Origin of the sequence: Mesorhizobium sp. M0208 (assembly GCF_040322015.1) — a bacterium.
Taxonomy (GTDB): domain Bacteria; phylum Pseudomonadota; class Alphaproteobacteria; order Rhizobiales; family Rhizobiaceae; genus Mesorhizobium.
On record NZ_JAMYSP010000082.1, the window covers coordinates 1 to 6,876 of the forward strand.

8 protein-coding genes and 1 pseudogene are annotated in these 6,876 nt (G+C 62.1%); 5 read left to right on the plus strand and 4 right to left on the minus strand.

All coding sequences use genetic code 11. From position 1 onward, the window contains the following. Positions 1–132: 132 nt before the first annotated feature. Positions 133–1,023, minus strand: a complete 891-nt coding sequence (locus NKJ17_RS33180; protein ID WP_352509621.1) for an SDR family oxidoreductase — start codon at positions 1,021–1,023, stop codon at positions 133–135. Positions 1,024–1,159: 136 nt separating this feature from the next. On the opposite strand from NKJ17_RS33180, the gene NKJ17_RS33185 reads away from it, so the two are divergent. Both NKJ17_RS33185 and NKJ17_RS33190 read left to right on the plus strand, forming a co-directional pair. Next, positions 1,160–1,570 (plus strand): winged helix-turn-helix transcriptional regulator, encoded by a 411-nt coding sequence (locus tag NKJ17_RS33185; RefSeq protein WP_352466906.1) that lies wholly within the window; start codon positions 1,160–1,162, stop codon positions 1,568–1,570. 74 nt (positions 1,571–1,644) lie between these two features. Then, positions 1,645–2,883, plus strand: a pseudogene (locus tag NKJ17_RS33190) (FAD-dependent oxidoreductase). Here NKJ17_RS33190 and NKJ17_RS33195 read toward each other — a convergent pair. Further along, entirely contained in the window at positions 2,831–3,556 is a 726-nt protein-coding gene (locus NKJ17_RS33195) for a glutathione S-transferase family protein (protein ID WP_352509623.1), read from the minus strand. The pseudogene NKJ17_RS33190 and the gene NKJ17_RS33195 sit on opposite strands and share 53 nt — an antisense overlap. Position 3,557: 1 nt before the next feature. Continuing rightward, on the minus strand, positions 3,558–3,863 hold the full coding sequence (locus tag NKJ17_RS33200) for a Rieske (2Fe-2S) protein (RefSeq protein WP_352509625.1): 306 nt from the start codon (positions 3,861–3,863) through the stop codon (positions 3,558–3,560). Between the two features lie 101 nt (positions 3,864–3,964). Between NKJ17_RS33200 and NKJ17_RS33205 the strand changes: the two genes are divergently transcribed. Then, positions 3,965–4,417 (plus strand): MarR family winged helix-turn-helix transcriptional regulator, encoded by a 453-nt coding sequence (locus tag NKJ17_RS33205; protein WP_352509627.1) that lies wholly within the window; start codon positions 3,965–3,967, stop codon positions 4,415–4,417. 36 nt (positions 4,418–4,453) lie between these two features. On the opposite strand, the gene NKJ17_RS33210 is transcribed toward NKJ17_RS33205, so the two are convergent. Further along, entirely contained in the window at positions 4,454–4,882 is a 429-nt protein-coding gene (locus NKJ17_RS33210; RefSeq protein ID WP_352509629.1) for an anthrone oxygenase family protein, read from the minus strand. A gap of 156 nt (positions 4,883–5,038) precedes the next feature. Here NKJ17_RS33210 and NKJ17_RS33215 point away from each other — a divergent pair, with 156 nt between their 5' ends. Both NKJ17_RS33215 and ilvC read left to right on the plus strand, forming a co-directional pair. Beyond that, positions 5,039–5,692: a TetR/AcrR family transcriptional regulator gene (locus tag NKJ17_RS33215; RefSeq protein ID WP_254820704.1), complete on the plus strand. Its 654-nt coding sequence runs from the start codon at positions 5,039–5,041 to the stop codon at positions 5,690–5,692. A 23-nt stretch (positions 5,693–5,715) separates the two neighbouring features. Next, positions 5,716–6,735: a ketol-acid reductoisomerase gene (gene ilvC, locus NKJ17_RS33220; protein WP_352691922.1), complete on the plus strand. Its 1,020-nt coding sequence runs from the start codon at positions 5,716–5,718 to the stop codon at positions 6,733–6,735. Positions 6,736–6,876 lie beyond the last annotated feature (141 nt).

Below are 6,876 nucleotides of genomic sequence, written 5' to 3' on the forward strand. Positions count from 1 at the left end.
GGCTGGCGCGCTCGGCGGCCGATGCAACGGAATATTTCCAGATCCCGACCGGACGCGTCGTCGAGATCGGGACGCAGGTGGCTATCTGAACAAATGGTCGTGCCCTTCGAAGGGCACGACCATTTGTCAGGCTTAGCTCACCAGAGCCGCCTTGTTTGCTTCAAGAAATTGCTTCAGCGGCCGCGGTCTCCTGCCAGACAGCGTCTCGATCGCGTCCGTCACCATGCTGATGCGGCCGGAGCGGGTATTGGTGTCGAAGGAAACGATGACCGGGGCGAAACCTTCGGGGACGCCGGCTGCCTTCAATCCCCCGGTCAGCGCTTCGTCCGAAAGCTGGACGACCTCGATTGGCTTGCCGGTAACTTCGGTGACGAGGGCCGCGATTTCAGCGACCGTATAGGCCTGCGGACCGGTCAGCGTGTATGTCGTGCTTTCGGTTGCCCCCGATGCGAGACCGGCGGCGATTGCCGCGGCCATATCGTCGCGCGCGCCATGGGCAATACGGCCGTCTCCGGCGGATGTGTACCACTGCCCCGAGGCGATGGCGTGCGGCAGCGCCATGAACAGGTTCTCCTGGTACCAGCCGTTGCGGAAGATGGTGTAGGGAATGCCGCTCGCCTTGATCGCCTGCTCGGTGCCGTGGTGATCGGGCGCAAACAGCACCGGCGATCCTGGCTCCGGATTGGGCATCGATGTGTAGAGCAGATGCGAAACGCCGGCGCTTTTTGCGGCGGCGACCGCGGTCTCATGTTGCTTCAGGCGCTTGCCCGGAAGGGCAAGCTCGTTTGTCGAAATGATCAGAACTCTGTCGGCGCCGGTAAATGCACTGGCCAACGATGCGGTGTCGTCGAAGTCGGCCGCCCTGATAGTGACGCCGCGCGCTGCCAGATCGGCCAGATTTTCGGGATTGCGGGTGGCGGCGATGATGCGCTGAGGGGAGATCTTGAGCGTGTCAAGCAGATGATTGATGACGCCGCGGCCAAGCTGGCCGGAGGCGCCGGTGACAAGAAGGGTGTCGGTCATGAAGGGTCCTGACGTTGCGCCGGAGCGGCGGGTGCATATGTTAGTCTCAAAAAGAGACCAGCACTAAAATAGGAATTGACCCATCCTCGTAAAGAAGGCAGTTTTGCGGGAGGTAGGCACACCCAGGGAACCAGCCATGGACGGCAAGATCGTTAATCTGAGATCGAAGCTCGAGATATACAAAGCAGGCAGCGGGGGCGGAAACCTTGCGGATTGCCCGGTTCGCGACGTGATCCAGGGGATCAGCAACAAATGGAGTTCGCTGCTGATGGAGGCCTTGGCCGAGAAGCCGTACCGCTTCGGCGAGTTGCGGCGCCTCGTGCCCGATATTTCACAGCGCATGCTCACCCAGACGTTGCACGATCTGCAGCGCGACGGCTATGTCCATCGCCAGGTCTTCCCGACCAAGCCGCCGAGCGTCGAATATAGCCTCACCGATCTCGGGCGCTCGATGTTTGGACCCTTGCATCAGCTGATCCAATGGGCCGAGCTCAATCACGGCGCTGTACGCGAGGCGCGGAAGGTTTTCGATGCTGCCGAAGGCTGAGCCTCCAGGCCGAGACGGCGCCTTGATTTAGCGACAGCGCTGAAGGATTGTCCGGCCTGGGTTGGGGCGGGCAGATGGGCAATTCTCTGGACATCGCGATTGCCGGCGCCGGGCCGGCTGGACTTGCCGCCGCGCTCTATCTCGAGCGCGCCGGACATAGGGTCACGATCTTCGAGCGCTTCGACCGGCCAAAACCGGTCGGGTCCGGGCTGATCCTGCAGCCGACCGGGCTGACGGTGCTTGCCGATCTCGGCCTGCTTGAAGACATTCTGGCGCTGGGCTGCCGCATAGACCGCCTGCATGGTGCAGATGCCAAGACCGGCCGCACAGTGCTCGACGTCCGCTACGATGCCCGGCGTGGCGGCCGTTTCGGGCTGGCGGTACATCGCGCGGCTCTGTTCGGCGTGCTTTTCCGCGCCGCCCGGCGCCAAGCGATCCACATTGAGACAGGCATCGAGCTTGAGACGCTGGAAGCCGGCGAACGGGCAACATTGATCTGCCGCAACGGACGACGGATGGGGTCGTTCGACCTGGTAGTGGATGCCAGCGGTTCACGCTCCAAACTGCGGTGGTGCGTGAACAATCCGGGCGAACCGCGATCGCTCGCCTATGGCGCGTTCTGGGCGTCGCTTGGCTGGCGCGGCGAGGGTTTCGACGAGCACGCGCTGCTGCAGCGCTACGACAGCGCAAGCGTGATGATCGGCGTGCTGCCAATCGGCCGGCCCGAGCCGGATGCCCAGAAGATGGCGGCATTCTTCTGGAGCCTCAAGCCGGCGGATGCCGAGTACGTCTGGGCGGCAGGTCTCGAGGCATGGAAGGCGAGATTGGTCGGGCTGTGGCCTGAATGCGCGGCCTTCATCGACCAGATCGACAGTTTCGAGCAGCTTTCGCTGGCGCGCTATGGCCATCACACGATGAAGACGCCAGCCGGACGGCGATTGGCTGTTATCGGCGATGCGGCCCATTCAACGAGCCCGCAGCTCGGCCAGGGCGCGAACATGGCGCTGCTCGATGCAGCCGCGCTCAACTACGCACTCATAGGAACGGACCGTGTCGATACTGCACTGGAGGCCTATGTCCGGACGCGGTGATGGCATGTGCGGGTCTTCCAGGCGCTGTCGCTGGTGCTGACGCCGTTTTATCAGTCGGATTCGATTGTGATGCCGTTCGTCCGCGACAGGCTGGTGGCGACGCTGGCAAAAGTCCCGCCGGCGCCGCAGTTTCTTGCTTCCATGGTTACAGGAACGGTGATCAATCCATTCAAGCCGATAGGGCTTGCGGAAGCGCTATGGCCGGATCGCCTTGGCGGGTGATTTCGGAAAGGTGCGAACCCTTAGCCTGCAAGAATGCATGGAGGCGTTGCGGATAATCGGGAGCGACCGCGCCCTTCACGGATGGGCGTTTGCGCAACGCCTCGCGCCACACCTGGACATGCGGCTTTCCGTCCAGGATGCCGAAATCGTCGATCCGGTCGAAGACGTCGAAATAGCGGAAAATCGGGCCGTAGACCGCGTCGACCAGTGAAAAGCGCTCGCCGTCGAAGCATGGCCCAGCCGCGCCATTCGCCCGTTCCACTTCCAGGCGATCGAACATTGCCGCTAGCGTCGCGCTTTCAGCGAGCAGCGCGGCTTCCGTAGGCGCTGAATAGAAGCGGGCGACGGCATTGAGGATTGCCGAGCCGAACTCGATCCAGCCGCGATGCCGGGCACGGACATAGGGGTCGGTGGGATGCAGTGGATTTGGCTGGGTTTCCTCGAGGAATTCGAGGATGACCGCCGATTCGAAGATCACCGTTTCCTGGCCGTCATGCTGAACGCGAAGCAGCGGCACCTTGCCGAGCGGTGATATCGCCTTGAACCAGGCAGGCTTGTTGGCGAGATCGACCGTGATGCGTTCGAACGGCACGCCCTTTTCGCGAAGTGAAATCGCCGCGCGCTGCACATAGGGACAAAGATGGTGGCTGACGAGGATGAGCTTACCGGTCATCTCACTCTCCCCAGACATAGTTCAAGGCGCCGTCCTCGACGCGGGTGGAGAGGAACATCAGGCGGGAGCCCTTCGGCGCCGGGCCTTCGAGGCGATCACCGTTCGCCATGTCGAACGAGGCGCCGTGCCACTGGCAGATGAGCTTGCCGTCCTTGCAGTCGAGCGGGCCACCGAAATGCAGGCAGACGTTGGCGGCAGCGCGGATACGCTCGCCGCTGCGGTAGACATGGACCTCGCGGCCGAAGAACGGAGCGATCAGGCTGCCTGTTTCCGGAACGTCGGCGATCCTGCAGATTTCATACTTCATCGGAATTTGCCTCTCACGATTGATGCGACTGCATCTATATAGATGCATTTGCATCGATCGTCAAGCTTGATGCAATTGCATCTATCCCCTATGATGCAATCATGACCGGGATTCCTACACCTCCAGCAATCAAAGCCTGGGCCCGCCTGATGCGGGTTTCGCGCCAGTTGTTGGAACGAGCCGAGGACGCGCTGAAGGACAGTGGCCTGCCGCCGCTTGCGTGGTACGACGTCCTGCATGAGCTTGCCGAGGCGGGCGAGGGCGGATTGCGGCCGTTCCAACTCACCGAGCGCACCCTGTTTGCGCAGTATAACATCTCCCGGCTGCTGGCGCGGCTGGAAGCCGACGGGCTGGTCGAGAAGCTTCCCGTTGCCGATGACGGCCGCGGGCAAACCGTCCGTGTCACCGACAAGGGGCGCGAGACGCGTCGCCGCATGTGGGCTGTCTACGGCCGCTCGATCGCGGAGTTGGTCGGCTCCCGGCTTTCCAATGATGAGCTCGATGCGCTGTCAGCTCTGCTTGGGCGCCTGCGAGTTCCGCCCGCCCTGGAGTGACACGCCTTCATGGCGAAGATGCGCCGATTTGCGAGGTCAGGCACTGCCCCAGAGGAATGCCAATGTCGCCAGAACGCCAAGCCCGACGCGGACCATATGCAGATTGCCCCATTTGACGATCAATGTCCGAGCTTCAGCATTGATGGTGTTCGCGTCCATCGCCTCCAGCAACCTATTTGCCGGCATCATCACCAGCAGCGTCCATGGCCAAGGCAGGATAATCAGCACGGCGCCGGCCAGATAAGCGAGATTGCTGGTCAGCCACCACGCGACGAGGCCTAGAATACAGGCGACGACGGCGATCGAGGCCTGCATGGCGGCGCCGCGCTTGTAGGAAGGCTGCCATTCCTGCAGCAATGCTTTGTCCTCGAGGCGAAGCCGCGCCGGCTGTTCGGCGACGCTGACGTAGATAGCCGCGCCTGCGAACACTGCGGTAACGGTCAAGGCAAGCAATCCGGCGAGCATGATCTGTGTCTCCCCTGATGCCCCGCATGGAGCAAGCTACAGAAATAAAGGCTTGCGCCGGGTCGGGCAATACGCCATAAAGCCGAACCGTAACGTACGGTACGCTATCGAGCTCCTATGTGAACTGCGGGTGAGTTCGCCTCCTGAGGAAAGACTGTGTTGCACGCTGTAACCGATATCGACACCAGCGAGACGCTGACGGAGCGGCAGAAAGCCGTGCTCGACGCTGCCCTTCGCCTGCTGGTCGAAGAGGGCGATCAGTTGACCATGACCGCGGTGGCGCGGCGGGCGAGCTGCTCTAAGGAGACGCTCTACAAATGGTTCGGCGATCGCGACGGGCTGTTGACGGCAACGGTGCAATGGCAGGCGTCCAAGGTGCGGGTAGTGCCAGTTGATCGCAAGGGGCTCGACCTTGCTTCGCTGACGGCGAGCCTCGAACGCTTCGCTTCGGACTGGCTCAAGGTAATTTCGAGCGACACCTCGATCGCGCTGAACCGGGTGGCGGTCGGCCATGCTAGTTCGGGGAAAGACGATCTCGGCGCCATCGTGCTGGAGAACGGCCGCTTCGCACTGGCCAGGCGCCTTAAGCCGGTGCTCGAGGCAGGCAAGGAAGCTGGTTTCCTCGAGTTTTCCGATGCTGAGACGGCGTTCCGCACTTTTTTCGGACTGGTCGCCCGTGACGTGCAGATCCGCCTGCTGCTTGGCGACCGACTGGAATTGACTGATGCGGCGATCGGCGGCGATGCCGTCCGGGCGACGCAGCAGTTTCTCGCTCTTTACGGAGCAAAAACCGGGCCGCGAGGCCTCTGAATTCAAAACGGGAAGGAAGAAAAATGCGTGTCTATTACGATCGCGACGCCGATCTCAACCTGATCAAGGGCAAGAAGGTCGCCATCATCGGCTATGGCAGCCAGGGCAGGGCGCATGCGCTCAACCTCAAGGATTCCGGCGTCAAGGACATCGCCATCGGCCTCAAGGCCGGCTCGGCGACCGCCAAGAAGGTCGAGGCCGACGGGCTCAAGGTGATGAGCGTGGCCGATGTCGCCAAGTGGGCCGACCTGATGATGATGGCCACGCCCGACGAGCTGCAGGCCGACATCTACAAATCCGAGATCGCGCCGAACATCCGCGATGGCGCAGCGATCGCCTTTGCCCACGGCCTCAACGTGCATTTTGGCCTGATCGAGCCTAAAGCCTCGGTCGACGTCGTGATGATCGCGCCGAAGGGGCCCGGCCATACGGTGCGCGGCGAATACCAGAAGGGCGGCGGCGTGCCGTGCCTGGTCGCGGTCAACCAGGATGCTTCGGGCAATGCGCTCGATCTGGCGCTCTCCTACGCCTGCGGCGTTGGCGGCGGCCGTTCGGGCATTATCGAGACCAATTTCCGCGAGGAGTGCGAGACCGACCTGTTCGGCGAGCAGGTGGTGCTGTGCGGCGGTCTGGTCGAATTGATCCGCGCCGGCTTCGAGACACTGGTGGAAGCCGGCTACGCGCCGGAAATGGCCTATTTCGAGTGCCTGCACGAGGTCAAATTGATCGTCGACCTGATCTACGAAGGCGGCATCGCCAACATGAACTACTCGATCTCGAACACCGCCGAATGGGGCGAATACGTCTCGGGCCCGCGCATCATCACCGCCGAGACCAAGGCCGAGATGAAGCGCGTTCTGAAGGATATTCAGACCGGCAAGTTCACCTCGGAATGGATGCAGGAATACCGCGCCGGCATGTCGCGCTTCAAGGGCATCCGCCGCAACAATGACAGCCACCAGATCGAGGAAGTCGGCGCCAAGCTGCGCGCGATGATGCCGTGGATTTCCAAGAACAAGCTGGTCGACAAGGCCAAGAACTGAAGGAAATTCACATTCGTTTCGTTGCGCGTCCTCAGGCTTCGCGCTGCGGGCGCGCGGGGGATTTCCAAAACAAGCTGGTCGACAAGGCCAAGAACTGAAGGAAATCCACATTCGTTTCGTTGCGCGTCCTCAGGCTTCGCG